Origin of the sequence: Flagellimonas flava, from assembly GCF_050617915.1 — a bacterium.
GTDB classification, from domain to species: domain Bacteria; phylum Bacteroidota; class Bacteroidia; order Flavobacteriales; family Flavobacteriaceae; genus Flagellimonas; species Flagellimonas flava_A.
This window is the reverse complement of the sequence record NZ_JBODQE010000001.1, coordinates 559,045-582,064: the sequence shown is the minus strand read 5'-3', so window position 1 is coordinate 582,064 and position 23,020 is coordinate 559,045. Positions and strand designations below refer to the sequence as shown.

19 protein-coding genes are annotated in these 23,020 nt (G+C 42.5%); 8 read left to right on the top strand and 11 right to left on the bottom strand.

Annotated elements, in window-relative coordinates; all coding sequences use genetic code 11:
• Positions 1 to 3 precede the first annotated feature (3 nt).
• Positions 4 to 465 carry a TRAP transporter small permease gene (locus ACRHOZ_RS02645; RefSeq protein ID WP_431122055.1) on the bottom strand — a complete coding sequence of 154 codons (462 nt, stop codon included), beginning with the start codon at positions 463 to 465 and terminating at the stop codon, positions 4 to 6.
• Positions 462 to 1,448 carry a TRAP transporter substrate-binding protein gene (locus tag ACRHOZ_RS02640; protein WP_431122052.1) on the bottom strand — a complete coding sequence of 329 codons (987 nt, stop codon included), beginning with the start codon at positions 1,446 to 1,448 and terminating at the stop codon, positions 462 to 464. Before ACRHOZ_RS02640 ends, ACRHOZ_RS02645 begins: the two co-directional genes overlap by 4 nt.
• A gap of 320 nt (positions 1,449 to 1,768) precedes the next feature.
• On the opposite strand from ACRHOZ_RS02640, the gene ACRHOZ_RS02635 reads away from it, so the two are divergent.
• Complete coding sequence (locus ACRHOZ_RS02635) at positions 1,769 to 2,539, top strand: SDR family NAD(P)-dependent oxidoreductase (RefSeq protein ID WP_431122049.1); 771 nt, start codon at positions 1,769 to 1,771, stop codon at positions 2,537 to 2,539.
• Positions 2,540 to 2,563: 24 nt separating this feature from the next.
• Here the strand turns inward: ACRHOZ_RS02635 and ACRHOZ_RS02630 are convergent, their stop codons facing one another.
• Positions 2,564 to 3,043 carry an OsmC family protein gene (locus ACRHOZ_RS02630; protein WP_431122047.1) on the bottom strand — a complete coding sequence of 160 codons (480 nt, stop codon included), beginning with the start codon at positions 3,041 to 3,043 and terminating at the stop codon, positions 2,564 to 2,566.
• Between the two features lie 557 nt (positions 3,044 to 3,600).
• On the opposite strand from ACRHOZ_RS02630, the gene trxB reads away from it, so the two are divergent.
• The gene (gene trxB / locus ACRHOZ_RS02625; protein ID WP_431122044.1) at positions 3,601 to 4,569 is read left to right on the top strand and encodes a thioredoxin-disulfide reductase; all 969 of its coding nucleotides are present in this window, start codon (positions 3,601 to 3,603) and stop codon (positions 4,567 to 4,569) included.
• Between the two features lie 83 nt (positions 4,570 to 4,652).
• Here the strand turns inward: trxB and ACRHOZ_RS02620 are convergent, their stop codons facing one another.
• Positions 4,653 to 5,102 (bottom strand): hypothetical protein, encoded by a 450-nt coding sequence (locus tag ACRHOZ_RS02620; protein ID WP_431122041.1) that lies wholly within the window; start codon positions 5,100 to 5,102, stop codon positions 4,653 to 4,655.
• A 370-nt stretch (positions 5,103 to 5,472) separates the two neighbouring features.
• On the opposite strand from ACRHOZ_RS02620, the gene ACRHOZ_RS02615 reads away from it, so the two are divergent.
• Together ACRHOZ_RS02615 and ACRHOZ_RS02610 are read left to right on the top strand one after the other, a co-directional pair.
• Entirely contained in the window at positions 5,473 to 8,628 is a 3,156-nt protein-coding gene (locus tag ACRHOZ_RS02615) for a SusC/RagA family TonB-linked outer membrane protein (RefSeq protein WP_431122040.1), read from the top strand.
• An 11-nt stretch (positions 8,629 to 8,639) separates the two neighbouring features.
• A complete protein-coding gene (locus ACRHOZ_RS02610; protein ID WP_431122037.1) occupies positions 8,640 to 10,127 on the top strand; it encodes a SusD/RagB family nutrient-binding outer membrane lipoprotein in 1,488 nt (495 codons plus the stop codon).
• An 80-nt stretch (positions 10,128 to 10,207) separates the two neighbouring features.
• On the opposite strand, the gene ACRHOZ_RS02605 is transcribed toward ACRHOZ_RS02610, so the two are convergent.
• The 7 genes from ACRHOZ_RS02605 to ACRHOZ_RS02575 form a co-directional block, all read right to left on the bottom strand.
• The gene (locus ACRHOZ_RS02605; protein ID WP_431122035.1) at positions 10,208 to 11,410 is read right to left on the bottom strand and encodes an NlpC/P60 family protein; all 1,203 of its coding nucleotides are present in this window, start codon (positions 11,408 to 11,410) and stop codon (positions 10,208 to 10,210) included.
• A 64-nt stretch (positions 11,411 to 11,474) separates the two neighbouring features.
• Positions 11,475 to 12,518, bottom strand: coding sequence for an aminotransferase class I/II-fold pyridoxal phosphate-dependent enzyme (locus tag ACRHOZ_RS02600; protein ID WP_431122032.1), 1,044 nt, complete (start codon positions 12,516 to 12,518; stop codon positions 11,475 to 11,477).
• 5 nt (positions 12,519 to 12,523) lie between these two features.
• Entirely contained in the window at positions 12,524 to 13,534 is a 1,011-nt protein-coding gene (locus ACRHOZ_RS02595) for a dipeptide epimerase (protein WP_431122029.1), read from the bottom strand.
• Between the two features lie 107 nt (positions 13,535 to 13,641).
• Positions 13,642 to 14,364 carry a head GIN domain-containing protein gene (locus ACRHOZ_RS02590; protein WP_422348413.1) on the bottom strand — a complete coding sequence of 241 codons (723 nt, stop codon included), beginning with the start codon at positions 14,362 to 14,364 and terminating at the stop codon, positions 13,642 to 13,644.
• Between the two features lie 155 nt (positions 14,365 to 14,519).
• A complete protein-coding gene (locus ACRHOZ_RS02585; protein WP_431122025.1) occupies positions 14,520 to 16,253 on the bottom strand; it encodes a PspC domain-containing protein in 1,734 nt (577 codons plus the stop codon).
• A gap of 9 nt (positions 16,254 to 16,262) precedes the next feature.
• On the bottom strand, positions 16,263 to 16,592 hold the full coding sequence (locus tag ACRHOZ_RS02580; RefSeq protein ID WP_097045933.1) for a PadR family transcriptional regulator: 330 nt from the start codon (positions 16,590 to 16,592) through the stop codon (positions 16,263 to 16,265).
• A 209-nt stretch (positions 16,593 to 16,801) separates the two neighbouring features.
• A complete protein-coding gene (locus tag ACRHOZ_RS02575) occupies positions 16,802 to 17,284 on the bottom strand; it encodes a DUF4870 domain-containing protein (RefSeq protein WP_420400169.1) in 483 nt (160 codons plus the stop codon).
• 247 nt (positions 17,285 to 17,531) lie between these two features.
• Here ACRHOZ_RS02575 and ACRHOZ_RS02570 point away from each other — a divergent pair, with 247 nt between their 5' ends.
• From ACRHOZ_RS02570 to ACRHOZ_RS02555, 4 genes are all read left to right on the top strand, one after another.
• The gene (locus ACRHOZ_RS02570) at positions 17,532 to 17,987 is read left to right on the top strand and encodes a DUF4442 domain-containing protein (RefSeq protein ID WP_431122022.1); all 456 of its coding nucleotides are present in this window, start codon (positions 17,532 to 17,534) and stop codon (positions 17,985 to 17,987) included.
• Between the two features lie 239 nt (positions 17,988 to 18,226).
• Positions 18,227 to 18,973, top strand: a complete 747-nt coding sequence (locus ACRHOZ_RS02565) for a hypothetical protein (protein WP_431122020.1) — start codon at positions 18,227 to 18,229, stop codon at positions 18,971 to 18,973.
• A complete protein-coding gene (locus ACRHOZ_RS02560; protein ID WP_431122018.1) occupies positions 18,970 to 21,747 on the top strand; it encodes a TonB-dependent receptor in 2,778 nt (925 codons plus the stop codon). Before ACRHOZ_RS02565 ends, ACRHOZ_RS02560 begins: the two co-directional genes overlap by 4 nt.
• A complete protein-coding gene (locus tag ACRHOZ_RS02555) occupies positions 21,744 to 22,940 on the top strand; it encodes a DUF4249 domain-containing protein (protein WP_431122016.1) in 1,197 nt (398 codons plus the stop codon). Before ACRHOZ_RS02560 ends, ACRHOZ_RS02555 begins: the two co-directional genes overlap by 4 nt.
• Positions 22,941 to 23,020 lie beyond the last annotated feature (80 nt).

Here is a 23,020-nt window from a genome sequence, read left to right as displayed (position 1 = left end):
TTTTTATTTTTTGAAGAGGGAAATCAATTTAGATATGGCATAATAGGAGATGGCCAGCCCCATAATCGTAACCCCGATAAAGGCTACGGCCATAGGAAATCGCAAACTTGGCGATTTTTCAATCCATCCGTCCATTACAAATTGAAAGCTGTGATAGGTGAAAATCACGAAGAGAACCACAATCAGGATATAAATGGCCTTCATGATCAGCGACTTCAGTTTGGATGGGAGCTTTTCGTATAGGAAATCGAAATGGACATAGTAACTGCCCCGCATGGCCAAACCTGAAGCGCAGCCAATGGCAAAAATGAAAAAGAGGCGAGCGGCTTCCTCCGTCCAGGAAGGAGCTTTGGCCATAAAAAAACGGGCATAGATTTGTATAAGTGTAGAGGCCACAAAGCCAAGCGTGCTCAGGAGCGTACCCCACTTCAACAATTTTCCAACCTGTCGTTGTAGTGTTTTCATTGTTTTAAATCGTTTCTTAGTTGGGTGTAGATTTCCTGCATTTCTGGAGATAGGGTATCGTAAATGGCATCTCCGCATTTGTCTATAAAGGCTTTGTTGTCCACTTCCACAAAGGTCATTCCCAGCGCTTCAAGTTCTTGCCTCGCGTTTTCCTCATATTCCATAAAGATCTTCTTTTCATAGGCCTGCATGTCCGCCGCTGCTTCAAGAAAAATCTCTTTGAGGTCATCTGGAAACTTTTGAAACTGCTTTTCCCCAATCAGCGGATATACCCAACTGACTACATGTCCCGTGAGGTTCAAATAATCCTGTACTTCATAAAAACCTGAAACCTTTATTTGGGCGAAGGGATTTTCCTGAGCTTCGATAGTACCTTGTTGTAGCGAGGTAAATACTTCGGAAAATGCCATAGGGGTTGCCTTTGCTCCTAAAGCCTCCCATGCCTTTACAAAAGCTGGAACATTGGGCACCCGTATGATCAAACCGTCAAGGTCATCCGGATGCTTTATGGGTCTATTGGAAGTTAGGTGTCTCGTACCCATGCGAAAATACCCCATGGGTCGCAGCCCTGCCTTGGCAATCATTTCTTGTTCAATACGTTTCCCAAGGGGGCCATTGACCAATTTGTCAACATCATTGGGATCTTGGAGCATGAAAGGCATTTCACAGAAAACCATGACCTCCACCCAGCTGCTTAACATGGCACTGGTTATGGTCATGTCAATGACTTCGGCCTGAATCATTCGAATGGCCTCCACTTCCTTTGCCAACTGTTCCGAATGGTAGTTTTGCAGGACAATCCTACCGTTGGAACGTTCTTCCAGGATTTCCCCAAAATATTGGAAAGCTTTGTACCAGGTATGGTCTTCACCTACCAAGTGACTGGCTCTAAGCAAAAATTCAGGTTGATCTTTTTTAGGTGAACATCCAACCAGCAATAAAAGGAATGCCAATCCTAAAATTAGGTTGAGGTTTTTTTTCATTCGAAGAATGGGTTGTTTGTTTGGTTGGATTCCAATTTACAAAAAACAATGCGCTAATTTCCCATTCTTGACAATTATAAAAGTTGTTTGGGAAGTTGTTCCGATTATAACATGCCATTGGCTTTGTGTTTTATTTGGATTGGATGAACGGGATTCTTCCAAGGTGATGTTTTTAAATGTTGAAAATCAGCTTATTTTCGACCACAGCATTGCTAAGACCCACAGAATACTGCCTTAAGTTTTCGACAGATAGACTTTTTTGGGTTTCTTTGATAGGAATTAAAACGAATCGGACTCAATCCTGAATTTTAGAACAACGTATGGGAGTATTGAACAAGTTTAGCTTAGAAGGTAAAACCGCATTGGTAACAGGATGTAAACGAGGTATTGGAAAAGCCATGGCTTTGGGTCTGGCAGAAGCGGGAGCAGATATTATTGGGGTCAGCGCTACCTTGGAAGCTTCTGGAAGTGATGTGGAAAGGGAGGTTAAGGCCATTGGAAGAAATTTTTCAGCCTATAGCTGTGATTTTGGTAAACGGGATTCCCTTTACAACTTTATAAATAAGGTGAAATCGGATTTTCCTGTCATCGATATTCTTATAAACAACGCAGGAACCATAAAGCGCGCCCCTGTTGTGGAGCACTCTGATGCTTTTTGGGATGAAGTGATTGAAGTGAATCAGAATGCCCAGTTTATCCTGACCCGGGAAATAGGAAAGGAAATGGTAGCACGAGGAGCAGGTAAAATTGTGTTTACGGCTTCACTCTTGACTTTTCAAGGTGGAATTACCGTTCCTGGATACGCGGCCAGCAAGGGAGCCATAGGCCAACTTACCATGGCATTTGCCAATGAATGGGCCAAACATGGGGTAAATGTAAATGCCATAGCACCAGGGTATATTAGCACGGATATTACGGAGGATCTTCGGGAAAATTCGGAAAGGTCAAAGGCCATTATGGCTAGAATTCCAGCGGAACGATGGGGAAAACCAGACGATTTTGCTGGCCCCGTTGTATTTCTTTCGTCAGAAGCGGCCGCTTATATGCATGGGAGCATTATTGTGGTGGACGGTGGATGGATGGGCAGATAAAAGGGGTACACCAACCCAAATATCTCAATCTTCTCCTAGGATTTTAACCTTGGGTTTATGTCCAATGGGGAAATTGCAGGAGTTGGCTATAAAGCACATTTCGTTGGCCTTTTTATGCAGTTCTTCCACAAGTTCCAAATCCACGGATGCTGCAACAACGATTTCCGGATGTAGGGTCACCTCCTTAAACCTTCCGCTGCCATCCTTATCCTCGGTCATGGTGCCTGTTGCCTGGTCTTGGTATTCCAACACCACAATTTTTTTTGTGCTGCATAAATGCAGGAACCAAAGCATATGACAGGAAGCAATTGAAGATAGAAAAACGTCCTCAGGGTTATATCTTGTTTTATCTCCTCTGAAACTTGGATCCGAAGACCCTTGGATCAGGTGGCTCTTTAATGGGGCACTTACTTCAAAATCCCGGCTGTATGAACGGTAATCTAACGTACCCACTCCCTGACTTCCTATCCATTTAAGGTCTATTTGATACTTATGTTCCTTCATGATAAGTTATGTAAGCGAATCTTCCAAACTATGGGTTGAACCAATTTTACACTATTCAGTTGCTAAAGATACTACGATCAATTTTTTAAATATTGATCCAAAACGGTCATCCGTAAACGCAGAAGGGGCATCCGTCCATTGGGAGCCCTTTTTCATGAATGGGCGTATTATGTTTGTTCACGAAATAATGAACGATCATAGACATCTAGATTCAAACCTCCGAATAGTCAGATACAAAGTATTTTGAGAACACTTTTCAAGCGTTCCTTACCTAATTCTGGCAACTACGAGGTTTCCGTTGTGCTAAGGGGTGTTGAGGTTGAGCCCCTTGGCCGACGGTTTTGAATCACCATACAATATATCTACATTCACTTAACCTGCATGTTTGGACAAAGAGTCGAGACCCGGACTCTTTTCCTTTTTTTTCACCCATTATCCTGCATCAACATTTTTCCAACAAATTTGTGCACAACTATTCCAATTCAATCCAAAGTGAAATGTAAGTTTCTGTACAAAAAACCTACTTTTGTAGAAGAAATTTTAGGAGAATTTTTGTTATGTCAGAACAGATAGAAAGATTAAAAACATTGATTATAGGCTCAGGTCCTGCTGGTTATACTGCGGCTATTTATGCTTCAAGAGCGGATTTGAAACCTGTAATGTATACGGGGATGGAGCCGGGAGGCCAGTTAACTACCACCACAGAGGTGGATAACTTTCCGGGATATCCGGAAGGAGTTGATGGCCCTACCATGATGGTCCAATTGCAGCAGCAGGCGGAACGATTTGGTACTGAAGTACGGATTGGAATGGTGACTGCCGTTGAATTTAGTGATGAACCAGGAGGAATACATAAAATCACTGTGGATGATAGCAAGCAAATTGAAGCTGAAACCGTTATCATTTCCACTGGAGCCACAGCGAAATACCTGAACATTCCCAGTGAACAACGTCTTAGAGGTGGTGGTGTATCGGCCTGTGCCGTTTGTGACGGGTTCTTTTATAAAGACCAGGAAGTGGCCATTGTTGGAGCGGGGGATACCGCAGCCGAAGAAGCCTCTTATTTGGCCAATATCTGTAAAAAGGTGACCATGTTGGTGCGTAAGGATTACATGAGAGCTTCCAAAGCCATGCAACATAGGGTAAATAGCCTGGACAATATCGAGATTAAATACAATACGGAAGTTGATGAGGTTTTGGGTGATCAGGTGGTTGAAGGACTTCGCATGGTAAATAACCAAACCGGGGAGAAAGAGGAGATTGCGATTACGGGATTGTTCATAGCCATTGGGCACAAACCCAACACTGATATTTTCAAAGGTCAATTGGATATGGACGAAACCGGATATATCATTACGGAAGGGAAGTCCACCAAGACCAATAAGCCTGGGGTGTTTGCCAGCGGAGATGTACAGGATAAGGAATATCGCCAAGCGGTTACCGCAGCCGGTACTGGTTGTATGGCAGCCCTTGATGCTGAACGCTATTTAGCCGCTGTGGAGAGCAAGGAGGCCTTAGTGTCATAGCTATTGATATTCCAAAAAGATATGTGATAATAAAAAAGGCACCGCAAACAAGCGGTGCCTTTTTTAGTGGAGCGCTAATTCAATTAATCAATGCGCTTGTAGTTTTCTGAAAATGTGCGGTGACCTTCTTCATCAAAACTGATTTGACTATAAGTGTCATCGGTCATTTCAAGTTCAAACCTAAAAACGCGAAGCGTGTCCAGGGCAGACATCATGGAAGCGGAACCATATTCCAATTTCTCTATAAGTGAATCTGCAGTTATTTTGTAGGTGCCGTACCCAAACCAGTCCCTCGGATCCTGCGGCGCATGCCTGCTCCACATAACCTTTCCGTTGTAGTACATTTTTACTTGACGGTAGCCCTCAGCGGTAGGGACGGTATCCGAAATATTGATGCCATCATCGTAATTATAAAAGCTCTGTAGCTCCCAAGTTCCCTCTATTGAGTGCATCGCTTCTGGCTGCGGGGAAGCAAATTCTGTGGCAGATACCAGAAAAAACATCAACAGGGCCAATCCGAATATTTTTTTCATGGCATTATGTTTAGTGTTAGAATTCCGTTTTCACATATAAGATATGATATTTTTAACAAATAGTCAATAAGTGCCTTTTAAAATTGATAATATGAAAATGCAACCAAACAAGGGGCCAAGCTCCAATGTGTTTTGCGCTTTATAATCTAAGGCAAATAAATTTTTGTAACATTTTTGGCTACATAATTAAATTTTATAACTATTTTGCGCCTTTCCGCGGTTATTCTTACCTCAAATGCCGCTTTCATAATACATGAAATAGGAAATATTCAATCTCTTTTTTAATGGCCATCGATGTGCATTGCATTCATTTTTGAACAGTTGATGCATGCATCTGCGGTCTAAGTAGAATTACCAAATCTTATTATTTATGAAGAAATTATTTTATGCATGCTATGCATTTTTCTTTGCGGCACTGACCTATGGACAAACAATTACAGGTAGTGTTACTGACGAATTAGGAGCGCCTTTACCAGGAGTGGCAGTTGTGGTGAAAGGAACAACCAATGGTACAACAACGGATTTTGATGGAAACTATTCCATCATGACATCAAATGGAAGGGTGTTGAGGTTTTCATACTTGGGAATGCTCTCCCAAGATGTAGTTGTGGGTTCCCGTACAACAATTAATGTGGTGCTGAAAGAAGATTCAACACAGTTGGATGAAGTTGTGGTAACCGCTTTTGGTCTTGAAAAGGAAACCAAGACCTTGGGGTATGCCGTTCAAAAGGTAGACACCGACGAATTAAACCTTGCCGGTCAAGTAAATCCCTTTGAAACTCTGCAAGGAAGGGTGGCAGGTGTCCAAATTACCAGAACATCCGGCTCTGCTGGTGGCGGAGTCGATATTTTGATTAGGGGCGTAACTTCGGTTAACCCGGGACGTGACAACCAACCGCTTATTATCGTTGATGGCATAGCACTGAACAACGATACCTTTACAGGAACAGTACTGCCCAGTGCTGGATCCAACGCCACTGGAAGCTCAGAGCAGTTCTCATTCTCCAATAGGGCTGGGGATCTTAACCCAGAGGACATTGAGAGTTTTAATGTGCTAAAAGGTGCCGCGGCCACCGCCCTTTATGGAATACGTGCATCCAATGGCGCAATAGTAATAACCACTCAGCGAGGAAGACAGGGAAAGGCCTCCATTGGTATAACGGCTTCCACAAGTTTTAGACAAGTGAAAAAGGTACCCAGTCTGCAGACGACTTATAGGGAAGGTCATAGGACCACCAAAATCCCAGCCGTTGAGGATCCAAATAGCCAGGATGGGTACACAAGACATGCCGGTTTCTCCTTTTACTCTTGGGGAGTTCCCTATACTGATGATTCGTTTACATTAGAGGACAATACAGTTGTTGATCTAAGCGATGACAAATTTAATGACCCCCATGACCTTTTCCGAACTGGGGTAAATACCCAGATTAATTTCAACCTGAGCGGTGCCACCAATCTTCTGGATTATTACCTATCTGTAGGCAATAGTGCAGATGAGGGAATTTTACCAAACACCGAGTACAAGAAAACCAACATCCGGTTTAAGGGTGGGTATCAGGTAAGTGATCAATTTAGGATAAATTCATCCATAGCTTATACCAATTCTGGCGGAATTAGGGGTAATGGTGGTGATAAATCCATCTTTAGTTCACTTTCTTACTGGTCCGCTACTTTTGATATAAACGACTATTTGCTTCCAGATGGTAGTCAAAAAAACTACTCGGATGGAATTGTGGACAATCCCCGCTATTTTTCTGAAGTAAGTAACCTAAAGGATAATGTTGACCGATGGGTGGGGAACATAACCTTAAACTACCAACCAGCGGAATGGGCCAATATTGCGTACTCTGCGCAAATTGATAATTATGCAGATGTCCGAAACAGATTTGTCCCACCGGATTTGGATGTGGGTACACAGGTTGGCGGCTTTGTTACGAATGAGAACATCAATTTTACGGGATTGGAATCCAATTTTCTGACGACATTCAGCACGGATGTTACCGAGGATTTTGCTGCATCTCTAACGGTTGGGCATCAAGTCTCCGATATCCAAACCAATTACGCCTATTTAAGAGGTGAGGGGTTAAACATACCCGGAATCAATGAGATAAGCAATACACTTAACCTATTCGGGGATAAAACCATCACCCGACTAAGAAATATGGGGGTGTTTGGGGATTTAAAACTGGAGTATAAGGATAGACTGTTCCTTTCCATTACCGGAAGGAATGATTGGGTTTCAATTATGCCCCCACTTAACAGGTCCTTCTTTTACCCCTCGGGCAGTCTTTCGTTCCTGTTCAATGATTTGTTGGATGCTGAAGAAAAGTTGTTCAGCTTTGGGAAATTGAGAGGTTCATTGGCACAAGTGGGCAAAGGACCCAATTTTGGACAGGTGGGTCAATACTTCGTCAAAGACCCGGATTTTCCTTTTAGTGGCGCAGGAGGATATAGGGCAAGTAAACAGCTTGGTGATGTGGAATTGGTGCCGGAAAGAAACAATACTCTAGAAGTCGGTGCTGACCTGAGGTTTTGGAACAATAGAATTCGCTTGGATTACTCCTATTACAACACCAAGGTAAAGGACCAAATATTTCCTGTTGGAGCCGCCAACTCATCCGGACTTTCCACCGTGATACGAAATGCAGGTGACTATAAGACCTGGGGCCATGAGGTACTGTTAAGTGCTGGCCTGATCAAACCCAAAAATTTTGATTGGGAGACTATTTTCAACTTCTCCACCTTCGGAAGTGAGGTAACAGCAATCCCAGATGATTTGGATGAAATTGTATTTTTTGAAGATCGAATTACCAATAAGGTAAAAGTGGGAGACGAATTGGGCTCCCTGTATGGTTGGGTATTCCAAACCGCACCTGATGGGCAGCGCTTTGTTGGCGACGAAGGAAAATGGATAATTACCGGATCCGAAAATGAAGGTTTTTACTACGAGGGTGAAAATGAAATGGTGAAGGTAGGTAATGCATTTCCAGATTATACCTTGTCGATGACCCATAGCCTTTCCTATAAAAACCTCGCCCTTGATTTTTTGCTGGAATATAAGTCCGGTGGCGATGTGTATGACAGGGCATTTAGAAACAATGTCAGAAACGGAAATTTAGCCATTACTGAATTTAGGGACGAGACCAAAGTGCTGGAAGGAGTAATGTCTGATGGTAATGGCGGATATGTTCCCAATACCCAAGAATTGTTAATCACGGCCAATGATTTTTATAGGGATTTTGACAATTACAATTCCGCCGCGGAAATTCTACTTCATGATGCGTCTTGGTTAAAATTAAGGATGGTTGGATTATCCTATAACTTTCCAACCGTCCTTGTTAAGCAAATAGGGATGAAGTCGGCCGCAATTAACGCCAGTGCCAATAATATCATTTTATGGACACCTTTTGACGGATTTGATCCTGAGGGAAATCAATTCAGTGCAGGAAGTAACATTTATGGATTTACGGGTTTGACCACTCCTCTGACGCAGAGTTATTCTTTTGGCCTTAATCTTCAATTTTAAATATGAATTCGATGAAAAATAATTTAAGAAAGATACTGGTAATATCCATTGCACCCATGGTATTTGGTTGCAGCAAGGACTATTTTGATGTAAATACACCAACAGGTTCCGCAACAAAGGAGCAGGTGGCGATGAATGATTTGCTGGGTCCTGCAATTTACCATACAGTACAGGCCCAGTACTTTGCTGAACGAGCTTTTGGAAATTTCACCCAATACTTTACCTATCAAGGAGGCGGCTCCGAAGAGCCAACCTCCATTCCAAGCACGTGGAGCAACATTTATCTGGAAGCACTGCCCAACCTGAATACTATTCTAGCCAAGGCCGAGGAGACCAATTCCAATCACTTTGGAGGCGTGGCTAAGATTTTAATTGCAGTCAATCTTGGAATCGCTACGGATAGTTATGGGAACATTCCATATTCCGAAGCATCCCAAGGTTCTGAAAATTTAAAACCAACATTTGATGACCAAGAATCGATATATGCCTCCATCAACACATTGTTGGATGAGGCAATTTCCGAATTGGAAAGTGAAAATATTTCGGAATTTTTTCCAACAGAGACTGGAGATATTGCGTATAGAGGTGATATGGATAAATGGCTTCGGGCCGCGTACACCTTAAAGGCGCGATATGCAATTCATTTAACTGAGGTCCATGGCGAATCTGCAGCAACTGACGCCCTGACCTACCTGCAAAACGGGTTTGAATCCAACGCGGATGACCTACAGATTTTCTATGACGAACGCAACCTGAACCCTTGGCACTCCAGGGAGGTACTGGCCCCCAATACGGGGAATCCCCATGACAAGATTTGTGACCAATTGGTAAGTTATATGAACGGAAGTCTATATCCTTTTTCTGGGGTCTTGGAAATAGACCCAAGACTACCTTTATATGCAGAACTGGACTCAGATGCCGAGCAAGGGGATCCATTTAGAGGCTATGATATGGGAGCGGGAGGCCTATCATCAGACGGGGAGTCTGCCAATACTGATTTTGCGGATAACGGTTTTTATACAAAGCTGGATTCTCCTATTGTTATCATTTCCTATGCAGAGGCCATGTTCATAGCTGCCGAGGCCGAATTTTTGATAAACGGAGGAGATGAAAACAGTACAGGATCTAGCTCAGAATCCTATAGCGCGTATTTGGCAGGGATTACAGCCAATATGGAAAAATTGGGAGCAGATGGGACCGAATATTTGGCGGATGATGGCATTGCAGTTGGAGAAACAGCTTTAATGTTAAACCACATTATGAAGGAAAAATACATTGCCAACTTCTTAAACCCTGAAACTTTTGTGGATTTTAGAAGGTATGATTTTTCCCCTGACGTTTTTCTTGGCCTTACATTGCCATTGGACAATGCTGAAGGAGAGTTTCCTGGAGAATGGCTGGTTAGGGCACAATATCCAGACACAGAAGAAACACGTAACCCTGATAACGTAAATGCAAACAAACAATCTCCGATAGTTCCCGTTTGGTGGGATCAATAACATTGAGATTCAATTCTAAAAAGCAAAAGGCCATCCTGTAGTTGGCCTTTTGCTCTTTAGAAGTTCGGTAGCACTAAAAATTAGAACACCTTGTGCTCCGTCAAATAAAGAATGCCTTCGTCCTTTTCGTTTAAGAGACGTTTGGTTCTGAGATATCGATTGTGGTTAAATTCATCAAAGTTCTCAGCATTCGGCTCCATGCTGCTGATGTGCACATCCCCAGCAGCATGAATGAACTCATTATTACCGAGCCACATGCCTACATGGGTTGCTTTTTCCAAAGTGGAATCCGTGGCCTTTCTTCCAAAAAAGAGTAAATCTCCAGGTACCAGTTTGCTGAAATCTCCATCAACATCAACCAAAACCCCTTCATGGACTTGTTGGGAGGCATCCCTAGGGATAATCATTCCGTTCATAAAATATACGGTTTTGGTAAATCCACTACAGTCTACTCCTTTGGCCGAGGTCCCTCCCCAGAGATAGGGTACCCCAAGCATTTTTTTGGAAGTGGCTACCAAGCCCTCGTTGCTATAGGGGAGTTGTGTTTTCCATGTCTGGTAAGGCGCGGCTTCGGATTTGGAAACATAAGCTTGTTTTCCATCAGCGTAGGTCACTTCAAAAAAATCATCTTTTTCAGCGGTCAACTGCAAAATGTTCCCAAAAACCAAGTCGGACACAACTTGGGAAGCCATATCTGCTTTCTCAAAAGAATTTCCAAAGGTTTTGGTATAGATCAATTTATCAGAACCTTGCCACTGATCATATTGTGTTTTGTCCATTAAAGCAAGACCTCCGTTGTCCACCCAGCCCAAGTATTGGTCCGGCGTTTGTATACGGTACCAGCTTCCTTCTTTTTGAAAGATTTTGATGGGAGTTCCCATGATGGCCTGGGTAACCATTTCAGCGGAATGGGCAGGTCGTCCCCTCAGATTGGCAACTGAAACTTTGATGACTCCATGTACCTTACCTTCAAGTTCCTGTGACGGAAGAACTTCAGTACTATCGATATATTTAATTTGTTGTTTTTCCAGTTTTGTTTGCAAGGCGTTCAGTGCTTCGGGAATGTTCGTGACACCTTTGACAATGTAGCCATCATTGGTCGGTACGGCGGCTATTTCAAAGATGGCGACTCGTTTATCGGGCACGTGCGCCTCTTTTACCGAGTCAACGGCCATCCCAACTCCATTGTGTTTTGAAGACGAATCGGTTTTACAGGCCACAATAATCAGCGAAAGAACTAGTAACAGAGACAATCTTTTTTTCCGAAGGAATAGATACTTCATAAGTTCAGTTTATATTATAGTTCAACGGATAGGTACAAGGTACACAATTGACACCACTCAATCTTTAAGGGATAAAAGTTTGTAGACAATCCACAAGTTTGTGTAAATCCTTTTTTTTATGATGGGCACTTAGCACAATTCTACTTACGATAGGCCCATTATCATCTGGGTAATTGAAATTGGTGAAAACAAACCCGTTTTGTTCCAAAAATTTGGCCAGTTCGGGGTTGCAGAACTCAAATGTGGGATGTCCTGTGATATGAGTGAAGAGTTGTTTAATGTGAGGTATGCCCTCCATGTATTCAAGGTGTCCCATTAACCGGGCCCTCCTTTTTTTATAGATATCCCCGGCATTTATTAGTGTGTTCAGGAAGGCAGGAGATGCAGGACTTGCCCCGCCGAAAAAAGCGGTGTTCCTTAGCATATCCACAGTGTTTTTGTCACCAAATATGGCTCCAGCCTGAATACCCATACCTTTTCCCAGGGAAGCACACACAATCAGTTGTGCGGGCTTTAACTGATTTAATATGTTGTAGCAGCCGCTCCCTTTTGCACCTACAATACCCATTCCGTGCGAATCATCTCCCACCAAAATAATTTTATCCAAGTGTAATTGCCGTAAGAGCTCAAAATCTGGATACTGCCCTTTGGAAAAGTCAATAGTATCAAAGAGGATAGCTGGGACGATGTCCTTATCCAAGTTCAGGATTTCAGTAAGCTTTGCATGAAATTCTTCAGAACTGGCTGTTTGAATGACATTATCTGTTGAAAGGGCAATGTGGGCATTGGGAACCGCAATGGCAGGATGTCCTTGTTTCACAAGGGTCTGCACCACCAATTGCGCAGCTAAATATCCGGAAGAAAGGGTAATACAGGATTCGCTGCCCACCATTTCGGCCAAATGGGTCTCCGCTTCTTCAAAGATTTTAAGTTGAATGTTTGATTTTCGGGAGGCTCCATAATTGGTGCCATACCTCCTTAGGTTTTTGATATACAGGTCTTGAAACTCCTTGTCCAATTGAAGACCCAAATAGCTTGTCCCTCCAAAATAGAGATATTCCTTGCCGTTTTTCTGAATCGTTCGCCCAGGGTAAGAATCAATGGTCATTGCCACTACTTTAGAGTTATGCCACTTCCAGCTGTGGTCGGGAATACGATTTCCCCATTGTTCTTAACGGTTACTCCATGGGCAATGTCCTCCTTGAGCAGCATGGCTCCGTCCATGTCCACATAATCCAGTTGGGGAAGTAATTGCGCAATAGCAGAAATACCGACGGAAGATTCTGTCATACAGCCCACCATGATTTTAAGGCCCAAGTCCCTTCCTTTCTTGATCATACGTAGGGCAGGGGTAAGCCCACCACACTTGGTCAATTTTATATTGATGCCGTCGAAGTACGTGCTGCATTTTTCAACATCCCGCTCTTCAATGCAACTTTCATCCGCTATCACGGGAAGCACACTATCCTTTTTAACCCTTTCCATGCCTTTCCAATCATCCGCCTTAAGGGGTTGCTCCAAAAATTCCACCCCTAAGTCTTTTAGCAATGGGGCATTCCCTATGGTTTCCTCAGCGGTCCAGGCACAATTGGCGTCAATACGGAAAACACTATCGGTATGTTTGCGGAGTTCCGTTACAATGGCTACATCATCTGGTGTTCCCAGCTTTATTTTATAAACTGGCCACGGCTTTTCCTTCAATTTCTCGACCATTTTTGAAATCGTATCAATTCCAATGGTGTAGTTGGTGATGGGATATTTTAAAGGGTCAGTTTCCCAAATTTCATAAAGAGGTTTGTCCAATAATTTACCATAAAGGTCGTGAGCTGCCAAGTCCAATGCACAGAGTGTGAAATTTTGCAATCCCAATTTTTTCAGATGGCTATGGAAGCGCTCAGGGGTGTCAAACTCATAGGTCTCGATTTGGTTTTGGACTGCCGCTATCTCCGCCTTCATGCTTTCCACTGTAATGTGGTAATACGGATTGGAAGTGGATTCGCCATATCCTGTTTTTCCATGGTGCGACAAGCTGACAATCATGGTATTTTGGGTTACATGGGTTTCCCTTGATATGCCAAACGGGTGTTGCAACAGCAACTCGTACTTCCTAATTTCAATGCGCATGCGTAGCTCGGTTTTGAACGCACTAAGATAACCACAAGGGTAATTGGAAAAGCAAAAACCCGTTGAAATTTCAACGGGTTTCTCAAGTTTTGGATGGTTTGGTTCAATTAGTATTTATGGACGCTACCAGAGACAGATTTCTTTGTGTGCACTTTGGCGTCTCCTGTATAGGAAATGTCGGCACCGCTACTGGCATCAGCCGTTAGGGATTCCGAAACATTGATAGAGATTCCCGCACCGCTGCTCGCATCGGCATTACAGGTCTTGGCCAATAAATCACGTCCCCTAATATCGGCACCACTGCTTGCATCAGCATAAAATACATCTACCTTTCCTGATATTTTAATGTCCGCACCGCTGCTGGCATCTGCAGATACTTCTACGGCTACAAGTTCAATATGAAGATCAGATCCACTGCTTGCATCCAAATCCAATTTCTCGGATTCGATTACATTCTGTGCGATTAAGTCAGCGCCACTGGAACTTTTAAGCCCTGTGATCTCTGGAAGCGAAACATAAACCTTTTTGGTTGCTCTTCCTATGTTCTCAATGGCATGGATTCTAAGTTTTCCATCCCTGATATCCGTACCGATAAGGTCAATGATGTTTTCATCAGCTTCAACTTCAATTTTGAAGTCCTGGTCTTGGGTTACAAATACATCCAGACCTTCGGAGGCGGATACAACGGTAAATTCCTCGGTCACCTTTCTGGTTTCCTCCACCACCTGTCCGTTACCTTTCTTGCCATTCCCAAAGTTGATGTCCATCACACATGAGGAGGCAAAAAGTGCCAATAATACTGCGATTGCGATTCTAGCTAGTGTTGTCATGATTGTTCTTTTTATGCTCAGCTTGGCTGGGCATTTGTTATTAATTGATTGATTTTATGAAGTGTTCAAATGATACTGAAATTAATTCAGTATGAAATTCGTGTTTATGATTGTTATTTTGTACTAATATTTTCCCAACTGTTAAAAATGGTAACTCAATTGTTTGATTGATCTCCTGTTTTGATTTCTATCCCGTCTTCATCAATCTTCATTTTAAATTGATCGTTGCGGTCTTTTACATTAATATTGATTCCGTTTTCGTCCAAAATGATCCTTCCACCTTCTTCCTCTTCATCAGATTCAATTTCTTCTGGGCAATCTTGGCATTTAAGCTCTCCATCTTCTCCCATGATCCAGATATGGCCGATCATGTTGCTTCTGTAGTAATCCCTATCGTTTTTGATTCCACGGCCCACATGTCCTCTGGTAGACTCATTAAACTGGATGATTTTCCCTTCGGGAATAAAGATCGTTGAGGTTACCTCCTGGTTTCTGGCCTTGTTGGAGGTTGCCGTCGTCAAATAATCGTCAAGGATTATTTCGTTTTCCTGCACCTCATACCCATAATTGATTTGTCTCGCTCTTTCCCTGGCAGCTGGGGTAGAACTTCCGTGGGAATCCTTTCTGATATTTATGGATACTTGATCATCTTTGGACTTTTGTATTTTGAAGTTCACGTCGTCCGAAATCAAAATCCGCTTGTCATTTTCATCATAGGTAAAACGCATGCGTCCAAAATGCACATCATCCATATTGAATTCCAATTCTGAATCCCTCATTTTGATGACCAGGGTATCCTCTGGATTTTCCACATACATTTGATCCTTGATGTTCACGCTGCCCACATTGGCAAATTCCGCTGCCTGACGAACGCCTAGGGCAAAAATGGTTCCTATGGATATCAACCAAAGTCCAAGCAAGGAAAATTTGGCTACGTTTCCAATGGATTTCAAGTTGTTCACCAAAATCTTCAATCCCAAATAGAGCAAGAAGAAGAACGGAATACCGATGGCAAAAAAGATAAGGATGGACATCAGCCATACCGGTGCTCCCGTGGTATTCACAATTTCATAGAAATCCACACCGGGAATGTGTACGGCATTGGACATACCCACGGTAAACATGGCAATGAACAATCCTACCAGGCTGGACGCCCCTATAATGATCAGCAATATTCCAATGAACTTGCCAAAAATCTTGAACAGGAACATGATAATATCCCCGATGGTATCAAAAAAGGTCTTGGAGCTGCTCTTGACCTTGTTGCCTACCTTTTCGTAGTCAACGTTTTTCACCTTGTCCGCAACATCATCAAACCCCTCTTTTACTTTGCGTTCTATATTGCTGATGTTGATGGGCTCTCCCGACATATCCAGTTTTTGGGAGGTGGTGGCTGCTTCGGGAACCAAAATCCAAAGGAGGATATAGGCTACCAGTCCGAAACCACTGAAAATGGTCAAAAGGATAAAAAGCAATCTTACCCAAAGGGCATCAATGCCCAAGTAATGTTCCAGACCGGAACATACACCACCAATGTATTTTTGGTCAATGTCCCTGTACAGTTTTTTGGTTCTTCGGGTGCTTTGGGTATGGCTTTTCCTCGGTTCGTCCTCAAAAATGTCCTCATCCACCATATAATCCTCGGGCTGCCCCATAATATTGATGACTTCGTCCACTTCCTTTTGGGTGATGACTTGCCTTTCGTTTTCCATTTTTTCCAGGAAGAGTTCAGCGACCCTTGCTTCAATATCTGCAATGATCTCATCGCTTCCAGCCGTTCCGGAGAAGGAACGTTTTATGGATTCCAAATACCGCCTAAGCTTGTTGTACGCCTCGTCATCTATGTGGAAGAGGGTATTGGCTAGATTTATATTTACTGTCTTGTTCATTTTAGATTCTTATTTTGTGTTGGTTACCAGGTTAACTGCATTTCTTAGTTCATCCCAGGTACCGTTTAATTCGTTGAGAAACAACCTTCCTGTTTCGGTAAGGGCATAATATTTTCGGGGTGGGCCAGAGGTGGATTCTTCCCAACGATAGTTGAGCAGTCCAGCGTTTTTCAGCCTCGTTAACAGAGGGTATATGGTGCCCTCCACCACCAGCATCTTAGCGTCCTTTAAGGCTCCGAGTATTTCGGAGGCATACTTGTCCTTGTCATTTAAGATGGACAGAATGCAATACTCCAGAACCCCTTTGCGCATTTGTGCTTTTGTGTTTTCTATGTTCATAACTTCATGGTTCTAATTTTGCCGAACTAGGTTCGGGATCTGTTTAACTGTTCGTTTTTTGCTTCCGCCCAATCCCTCTTTGATGAGAAGAGGGAGCGGAAACGTTTTTTGACCTGCCTGCCGGCAGGCAGGTTGATGATTTGATTTGATTGATGTTTTTTCGTTTTTTGATTGATGATTAAACTCCTAATATTTTGATTGATGTGATGTTACTTTATAAATTTTATGGTGATGGGATATTTAAAGGTCTCCCCGTCATTTGTCTTGATGGTGGCCAAAATGGTGTAAACCACATTGATCACAACTAGGGCCGCCTGAAGCAGCCCCGTGATACCCACCGGCCAAAAGAACCGACCGAACCGAAAATCGTCGCTATCAAAATGGATGTTCAAATTGTTCAGGTCATTTAACCGATGAAAGCCCAAGAAATTCCAGTCAAATAGATCAGGCAAAAACCCGATAAAAAATGGAATGCTTACCAATCCAACTATAATGGAATACAACAGCATACTAATTTGAAAATTAAGTGCCTGTTTACCATTGTAATCCACAAATGCATACTCCTTTTTATTGGCCGTCCACAAGATCAGCGGTAGAATAAAATTCCCAAAAGGAATAAAATACTTGGAAAAAGTGGACGCGTGTATGATCGCGGATAAATTTCGTTCGTGTTTGGTTAATGTTGTTGCCATTTTTAATTGATGATTTTGCAATTTTTCATTCTGAATTTGTTCCAGAATTTCTACTAGGTTGGTCCCAAATTTGGATGGGAACCCGAAGCAAGTTCGGATTGATGACAAGCATCACCTATTAGCTTACAATGCAAATATATGTCTAAAAGATGGTACTATGCAAAACAAAGTACTATAAATTAACATATATTTAACAAATAGAACTAACGATTAATTTGGTTATTTTTAACCGACCAAAACATAAGTCATGGCTCTTAGTCCCAGTAAATTCAACACATTCACCTTTTTTAAACTACCTGCCGCCTGGTGGTGCGGCGTACGCCTTACCTATATTGACGAACAAAAGGCGGTAACCAGCGTAAAGCATAGATGGTTCAATCAGAATCCGTTTAGATCCATGTTTTGGGCCGTTCAGGGCATGGCCGCAGAGTTAAGTACGGGTGCTATGGTCATTCGTCAAATCCAGAAAAGTGGTAAAAACATTTCCATGTTGGTGGCCAACAACAAAGCTGCCTTTACCAAAAAGGCCACGGGAAGAATAACTTTTACCTGTGAGGATGGGCATTTAATAGAAGAGGCACTTCAAAAAACTATTGATACGGGGGAGGGGCAGACCTTTTGGATGAAATCGGTGGGCGTAAACCAGGATGGGGTAAAAGTCTCGACCTTCCATTTTGAGTGGACGGTTAAAATTAAAGGGTAGGTGCCAGGACACAGTTTTTCTATTCTTGTTGTTTGGTTTATAAGCTTGAAATAGGCCATGGTTGTCCCAAAAGCGCTGGTTTTGTGGGATAAAACGTTATTCGTCTAAACTATTTTCTTCGCACGGCTTTAAAAGCTACATTAGAGTAATCGAAAAACGGTCATGATTTTCATCTCATCTTTCTGTCTTGCCAAGCGGCTTGCATGTTGCCATGGCAGCTGCTTTATCAATAAAATGTCATGAAGGAGACTAGGACAATTCCTATAGCGTTCGCAATGTTCCTTTTCTTCGGAGGATGGGCTTTGGGACAATCTTCCATTCAAGACAAAGACCACTACAATTGGTTTGACAAAACCACGGGTATTGAAAATACCAACCTACTGGAGGGAACTTTAACCGTTGAGAAATACGGGGCTGTTGATGGAACCCATAAATTCTATGCATCCAATGACTACCTAAAAGGATATATTGTGTTTGATGGGGAGACCTATTTCGATGTTGATATGAAATATGACCTCTATGAAGATGAACTTTTGCTCCCATTGCGCAGTGACGCGCAAGTGCAGTTGTTGAAATTGGTCAAGGAAAGAATTTCTGAATTTGTTATCGACGGACGCAGATTCATTGTAGTTATCCATAAGGGGGAAGGTCAAGCCAAAGTGACTTCTTTTTATGAGATGATGTCTGAAACCCCTTGGTTTAGACTCTTGAAAAAACATAAAAAGGTCGGTTTTACCAATTACAAAAAGAATCTTGTCCGATATAAATTCGTAAGCAAGGATGCCTATTACGTCAACCATGGAGATCACTTGACCGAAATCAAAAACAAAAAAGATATACTCCGAATTTTCCCCGAAGCCAAGAGTGCGTTGAACAAACAATCCATTGACAATCTCAAAAAAGCCAACAGGGACGAGTATTTCATTAAGATGATGGACGTGATTCACCAACAACTGTTATCCAACAAAAGCACATCAGTAGAATGAAATATATACTGAGTACTTTATTGATATTGGGATTTTATTGTGGATTTGCACAGGCAATTGACGAGCAATTAAGTTTGTCCTTTGATAACCTATCCATGAAGGAAGCATTGGTTAAACTTCAGGAAGGCACGGATTACACTTTTTATTATGTGGACGACTGGTTGGATACCCATTCAATTTCCAAAAGTTATACTGGAATGTCCATCAATGAAATTCTTAACGACCTGTTCGCCGAAACCAACCTTAACCATCATATAATGGATGGTAAACGAGTGGTGCTCACCAAGGGAAGTATTATTTATGATGCGCTTCCGGAAGACTTCTTTCGAACATTGGATGAACCATCCATCGATTCCGTGGTGGTGGAAAGCATTGATGCCAGGGATATTATGCCTATCCTACAAGGAACGGAGCAAGGAGGAACGCGACAAACGAGAGAAATTGTCAAAATTGGGAAGGAGGATAGAAACAACCCAAATCGATTTGCGACCCTTCAAGGGTATGCCATTAATTCGGTTACCCAACAACCTATTCAGGGTTTGGCCCTAGTGGTCAAAGGAAGTGGTCAAGGTACAACCACAAATGCCCAAGGGTTTTACAGCATACGCATGCCTTTGGGAAGACAACAGATTGAGGTTAGTGCGTTGGGCTATAGAGGAGAGCAAAGAGAGTTGATTGTTTATGGCGATGGACAGTTGAGTTTTGAACTTACGGAGAGTTTCGAAGTACTGGATGAAGTGGTCGTGGAAGGGGATAGGAACAGGAATATTGAGGAAACCATTGGAGGTGTCTTGCAAATTGAAATCAAGGAAATAAAAAATATACCCCTGGTATTGGGAGAAAGGGACATCTTTAAAGTGGCCACTACTTTACCCGGGGTCACCACTGCTGGGGAAGGAGCATCCGGATTCAATGTACGGGGGGGAAAAACCGACCAAAATCTCATCCTGTTAGACCATGCTGTCATTTATAACCCTTCCCATTTCTTTGGTCTTTTTTCGGCAATTAATCCATTTACCTCCAACAACGTGGATATCTATAAAGGGAACATTCCGGCTGAACATGGGGGAAGATTGTCCTCGGTATTTGACATTCACACCAAAGACGGAAACGACCAAAAATTCTCTGGGGAGGCTTCCATTGGTCCTGTGACCGGTAATCTAACCTTGGAAACACCGCTTATCAAGGACAAATCATCGCTTGTGGTGGGGGGAAGGGCTACCTATTCCAATTGGATTTTACGCTCCCTTGAAGATGAGGACCTAAAAAACAGTGAAGCTTCATTTTTTGATGTGATTGCCAAATACAACTATAAGATCAATAAGAACAACGATATAAAAGTGATGGGGTATTATAGCAGGGATGCGTTTAATGTGACCAGGGATTCCTTGCAGACCTATAGTAATCGTTCAGTATCACTCCAATGGAACCATAAGTTTAGTGAAAAGAGCAAAGGAGATCTCATATTTACAAGTAGCCAGTACAAGTTCGATATAAACTTTGATGCCAATTCGGTGGGTGATTTTGATTTGAAGTACGATATAGAGGAGACCCTGTTAAAGTTGAAAATGAAGTATTTGTACAATGCATCCCATAGTTTTGACTATGGAATTTCTGGAAAACTCTACAATGTAAATCCAGGAAGTATTGAACCTCTGGCCGGAGAATCCATTGTTGACCCAGTTTTTCTACCCAAGGAAAAAGGTCTGGAGGCCGCTGCTTTTATATCCGATGATTTCAAAATAAATGATAGGTTATCCATTAATGCGGGTTTACGGTATTCCTGGTATGCGGCTTTGGGAGAATCAGTGCAACGAATCTATGCAGAAGGCCAACCCAAAAGTGAAGAAACCCTTGTTGAGACCCAAACGTTTGACACCAATGAAGTGATTAAGTCCTACGGTGGTCTGGAGGCCCGGTTGTCAACTCGATATTTTTTGACTCCAAGTCTTTCGGCCAAGGCCAGCTACAACAACACTTTTCAATATGTACATACCTTGTCCAACAATACAACCGCTTCTCCAACGGATACTTGGAAACTATCGGACATCAATATAGAACCCCAACGAGCTGATCAATTTGCCTTGGGACTGCATAAAAACATCAATGACAACGAATACGAATTAAGTATTGAGAGCTATTATAAAAAGTTCTCCAACATATTGGACTATAAGACCGGAGCCAATCTTTTGCTGAACGAAACGGTGGAGACCAATGTGCTACAGGGGGATGGCAAGTCCTATGGAGTTGAGTTGTTGATAAAAAAGAACCAGGGCAAGATCAATGGATGGCTAGGTTATACCTATGCACGTTCCCTGATCAAATTTGATGGGAACTTGGAAGAAGAGCGAATTAATGGGGGGGAATATTTTTCTTCCAACTTTGATAAGCCCCATGATTTTAGTTTGGTGACCAACTATAAATTTAACCGGCGTTTTAGTCTTTCGGCCAATTTTGTGTATCAGACGGGAAGACCGGTGACCTATCCTGTTGGCAATTATGTGTACGAGGGCAAGGAATACACTTTTTATAGTGACCGAAACAAATTTAGGATCCCGGATTATTACAGATTGGATGTCAGTTTTAATATCGAGGGAAACCATAAGATCAAAAAGTTTGCCCATAGTTTTTGGAATATATCAGTGTACAATGTGTTGGGAAGGAACAATCCGTTTTCCGTATTCTTTGTAACGGAAGAAGGGCAAATCAAGGCTTATAAAAGCTCCATTTTTGCCATTCCAATACCAACCATCACCTATAATTTTAAGTTTTGACACAAGGAAAGATGACATATAAGGCCCAGTTTGGCATACTACGGATCGCAGTATTGATTCTTCTAGTAGCCAACTTTCATGGTTGTGTAGAATCTTTTGAGCCGGAAACTGAAACTTTTGAGGATGCTTTGGTCATTGAGGCTACCCTTACCAATGAGGTGAAACAACAGGAAATATTGTTGAATCGGGCATTTCGTTTGGAAGATTTGGTTCCAACACCGGAGGTCAATGCCAGTGTAACGGTAGTGGACGACCTTGATAACCAATACGAATTTCAAGAGGTATTCCCAGGAACCTACGGGTCGATAACCGAATTTGGAACTGTGCCGGGTAGAACCTATCAGTTGTTGGTAACCACTAGGGATGGGCGCACTTATGAATCGGATCCTGTTTTGGGGCCGGAACCCACTCCCATTAATAATTTAATGGTTGCCAGAACAACCAATGATGGCACGGAGGGCATTGACATATCAGTGGAGTACGATAATTCCCAACTTTCCAAGTACTTGAGATATAAATTTGAAGAAACTTATAAAATAGTTGCTCCTTCGTGGAGTGGACAAACCCTAAGGATCCTAGGGGGTGAACTTGTAGTTTGGCCAATAGAAGGTGATGTGGGGCGTACCTGCTATAATACCGATTTATCCAACGATATCATCTTGAACAGGCCTCAGGAGTCCAACTCAGGCGAGGTGCAAAGGTTTTCATTGCGATTTATCGATAGAAATAATTTTATTTTATCGCATCGCTATAGCATTTTGGTCAAACAAATGGTCATCTCCCAGGAATCGTACAGTTATCTGGAGACATTGGAGGAATCCACTGCTGAAGGCGATTTGTTTTCTCCAAGTCAACCTGGATTTTTTAGTGGGAACGTCCGCTCAACAAGCAATACAAATGAAAAAGTGCTTGGATTCTTTCATGTGGCATCCGTAGCATCCCAAAGAATCTTTTTCGATTACAATGACTATTTTCCAGAAGAGGACTTACCGCCATATGTGGATGCCTGTTTGCCATTTATTGCTCCTTTGGTTACCCACGATGGGACTCCGGATATTTTTGATTTATTGGCCGAAGATTCGGTGAGGTACCATAGTACTGCCCCAAGCGGAGATATTGCCGTTGTTTCAACGGTTTGTGCAGATTGTTCTGTGATGTGGGAAACAACCGAACCTGAATTTTGGGAAGAATAACAAGTATGAATGGAGTGATTGTCATAAGAGAAATTTTACAGATTTGGATTATAGGCTTCATGCTATTGATTCCCAGCCTC

What these genes read in the sequence shown, in the direction of transcription:
- ACRHOZ_RS02645 (WP_431122055.1), bottom strand. Translation starts at nt 465, where the DNA reads ATGAAAACACTACAACGACAGGTTGGAAAATTGTTGAAGTGGGGTACG.
- ACRHOZ_RS02640 (WP_431122052.1), bottom strand. Translation starts at nt 1,448, where the DNA reads ATGAAAAAAAACCTCAACCTAATTTTAGGATTGGCATTCCTTTTATTG.
- ACRHOZ_RS02635 (WP_431122049.1), top strand. Translation starts at nt 1,769, where the DNA reads ATGGGAGTATTGAACAAGTTTAGCTTAGAAGGTAAAACCGCATTGGTA.
- ACRHOZ_RS02630 (WP_431122047.1), bottom strand. Translation starts at nt 3,043, where the DNA reads ATGAAGGAACATAAGTATCAAATAGACCTTAAATGGATAGGAAGTCAG.
- trxB (WP_431122044.1), top strand. Translation starts at nt 3,601, where the DNA reads ATGTCAGAACAGATAGAAAGATTAAAAACATTGATTATAGGCTCAGGT.
- ACRHOZ_RS02620 (WP_431122041.1), bottom strand. Translation starts at nt 5,102, where the DNA reads ATGAAAAAAATATTCGGATTGGCCCTGTTGATGTTTTTTCTGGTATCT.
- ACRHOZ_RS02615 (WP_431122040.1), top strand. Translation starts at nt 5,473, where the DNA reads ATGAAGAAATTATTTTATGCATGCTATGCATTTTTCTTTGCGGCACTG.
- ACRHOZ_RS02610 (WP_431122037.1), top strand. Translation starts at nt 8,640, where the DNA reads ATGAAAAATAATTTAAGAAAGATACTGGTAATATCCATTGCACCCATG.
- ACRHOZ_RS02605 (WP_431122035.1), bottom strand. Translation starts at nt 11,410, where the DNA reads ATGAAGTATCTATTCCTTCGGAAAAAAAGATTGTCTCTGTTACTAGTT.
- ACRHOZ_RS02600 (WP_431122032.1), bottom strand. Translation starts at nt 12,518, where the DNA reads ATGACCATTGATTCTTACCCTGGGCGAACGATTCAGAAAAACGGCAAG.
- ACRHOZ_RS02595 (WP_431122029.1), bottom strand. Translation starts at nt 13,534, where the DNA reads ATGCGCATTGAAATTAGGAAGTACGAGTTGCTGTTGCAACACCCGTTT.
- ACRHOZ_RS02590 (WP_422348413.1), bottom strand. Translation starts at nt 14,364, where the DNA reads ATGACAACACTAGCTAGAATCGCAATCGCAGTATTATTGGCACTTTTT.
- ACRHOZ_RS02585 (WP_431122025.1), bottom strand. Translation starts at nt 16,253, where the DNA reads ATGAACAAGACAGTAAATATAAATCTAGCCAATACCCTCTTCCACATA.
- ACRHOZ_RS02580 (WP_097045933.1), bottom strand. Translation starts at nt 16,592, where the DNA reads ATGAACATAGAAAACACAAAAGCACAAATGCGCAAAGGGGTTCTGGAG.
- ACRHOZ_RS02575 (WP_420400169.1), bottom strand. Translation starts at nt 17,284, where the DNA reads ATGGCAACAACATTAACCAAACACGAACGAAATTTATCCGCGATCATA.
- ACRHOZ_RS02570 (WP_431122022.1), top strand. Translation starts at nt 17,532, where the DNA reads ATGGCTCTTAGTCCCAGTAAATTCAACACATTCACCTTTTTTAAACTA.
- ACRHOZ_RS02565 (WP_431122020.1), top strand. Translation starts at nt 18,227, where the DNA reads ATGAAGGAGACTAGGACAATTCCTATAGCGTTCGCAATGTTCCTTTTC.
- ACRHOZ_RS02560 (WP_431122018.1), top strand. Translation starts at nt 18,970, where the DNA reads ATGAAATATATACTGAGTACTTTATTGATATTGGGATTTTATTGTGGA.